Below are 2351 nucleotides of genomic sequence, written 5' to 3' on the forward strand. Positions count from 1 at the left end.
CCCGGACTCCAAACGAGTCAACTGACTCGATCAAAATCCACACTGATCAGCACCCACGGGGGTGGACACCAACCAGCACAACCAATTACAATAATTGGCACTGACTATCGGTACGCTGTTGAGTTCTCAAAGAACGGACGCACACCTTCGTGATTCTCTCGAATCCGTCCGGGGCCCGAACTACTGTACCCGCACTTCCCCGCGATTCCAAATCGCTCGGTCCTGCCGGCCACCTCGATTCGGAGCGAAGCGTGCTTCGCCCCACTCCCTGATCGCGGTCGCGATCAACGAGCGTTCTCGTCGGGGTGTTGCTCCGGGACGTCCAGGCCCACCGAACTAGTCGGTCCCTGTGCGTTTCCCCAGGAGCGCGATCCACTCTATCCGTGTCGATCCGCCGAGTCAAATCGGCTTCCCGCACCGGCATTGGTGGATCAGGATGGCTCCGGGCCGTCCAGCCACACCGGATCAGATCCGGTCCCTGTGCGGTTCCCCTTGAGCGATGCCTAAGTTACGGGCCGGTGACCGCGAAGTCAAATCGCCTGCCGAACCCGGGTTCTCGGGCCCATCGGGCCTGGTCGGCGGGGGTACCGGCGGTCGGGGTCAGGCCGCCGGGCCGGAACCGTCCGACAGCTCGATCCCCGCCATGACCCGCTTGCCCCGGCGCAGCACGAGGTAGCGACCGTGCAGCAGATCGTCCGGTCCGGGCACATGCTCGGGATCGGCGATCCGCTCGTTGTTGATCGACGCACCGCCCTCGGCGACGACCCGGCGCGCCTCGGAGAGCGACCTGGTCAGCCCCGCGGCGACGAGCAACGCGACGACGGTCGGCCGCTCGCCGCCGATCCGATGCAGTCCCGCCTCGGTCAGGGCAGCGCGCAGGGTCGGTTCGTCCACCGCGGCCAGATCACCGCGACCGAACAACGCGGCACTGGCCGCGATCGCCGCCTGCGTGGCGGCGGCCCCGTGCACCAGGGTCGTCACGTCGCCGGCCAGCACCCGCTGGGCCGGCCGGGCCTGGGGGCGCTGCGCCTGCTCGCGCTCCAGCTCGGCGATCTCCGGCGCGCTCCGGTCCGTGAACACCCGCAGCAGGTGCCCGACCGAGGCGTCCTCGACCCCCAGCCAGTACTGGTAGAACGCGTACGGGCTGGTCATCTCGGCCGACAGCCAGACCGCGTTGCCCTCGGACTTGCCGAACTTGTTGCCGTGCGAGTCGGTGATCAGCGGGGTCGCCAGCAGGTGCACCGACTCCCCCGTCGCCCGCCGGATCAGGTCGGTGCCGGCCGTGAGGTTGCCCCACTGGTCCTGCCCGCCGGTCTGCAGGGTGCAGCCGAACTCACGGAACAGGTGCAGGTAGTCCATCCCCTGCAGCAGCTGGTAGCTGAACTCGGTGTAGCTGATCCCCTCGTCGCTGGCCAGCCGGGCGGCGACCGCGTCCTTGCGCAGCATGGTGTTGACCCGGAAGTGCTTGCCGATGTCCCGCAGGAAGTCCAGCGCGCTCATCGGGGCGGTCCAGTCCAGGTTGTTGACCATGATCGCCGGGTTGTCCCCGTCGAAATCCAGGAACGGTCGGACCTGCGCCTGGATCCGGCCCACCCAGGCGGCGGTCTGCTCCTTGGTCTTGAGCACCCGCTCGGCGCTCGGGCGCGGGTCGCCGATCAGCCCGGTCGACCCGCCGACCAGGCAGATCACCCGGTGCCCGGCCCGCTGCAGGTGACGCAGCACGATCAGCTGCACCAGATTGCCGAAGTGCAGGCTGGGCGCGGTCGGGTCGAAGCCGCAGTAGGCGGTGATCGGACCGTCGGCCAGGGCCCGGGCCAGCGCACCCTCGTCGGTGGTCAGCGCGACCAGGCCCCGCCAGCGCAGCTCGTCGAGCACGCTCGGTGGGGCCGGCGCCGCACCATCGGGGCCAGCGGCATCGGTGGCCTCGGCTCCGGGGACCGCCGAGTCGGATTCGGCGGCGGGATCGGCAGCGGGATCGGCAGCGGGATCGGCAGCGGGATCGGCGGTGGTCGGGGGCACGGCGGCAACGTCGGACACGCCGTCCATCCTGGCAGCCCGGTCCGGCCCGGCGGCGCCGGGACAGCTCACGACCGCGCGGGGGGCCAGGTCAGGACGGTCGCCGGCGGGTGGCCCGGGTGCCGCGGCGGTAGGCGCTGACCGTGGGATGACCGGCCTCGACGAACCGCCAGGGCACGTCGACGGCGACCGACACCCCCACCCGGGGACCGGCCTGCACGCGCTCCGGCGGCCCGCTCCCGGCGCGCAGCTCCAGCGGTCCGTCCGGGGCGGCCAGGTCCAGGCCGGAGTCGGCGCCGGTGACGCCGAGCACCGCGGCCAGGCCGGCCGGGCCG

General features: G+C 71.1%; 2 protein-coding genes. Both read right to left on the minus strand.

Features of this window, described 5'->3' with window-relative positions:
- Positions 1-600: 600 nt before the first annotated feature.
- Entirely contained in the window at positions 601-1875 is a 1275-nt protein-coding gene (gene tyrS / locus ACOJUF_RS24790; protein WP_420124472.1) for a tyrosine--tRNA ligase, read from the minus strand.
- 232 nt (positions 1876-2107) lie between these two features.
- A partial coding sequence (locus tag ACOJUF_RS24795) for a DNA-3-methyladenine glycosylase (protein ID WP_420124471.1) occupies positions 2108-2351 on the minus strand: 244 nt, incomplete at its 5' end.

Source organism: Nakamurella sp. (assembly GCF_048594475.1).
In the GTDB taxonomy this organism is placed as follows: domain Bacteria; phylum Actinomycetota; class Actinomycetes; order Mycobacteriales; family Nakamurellaceae; genus Nakamurella.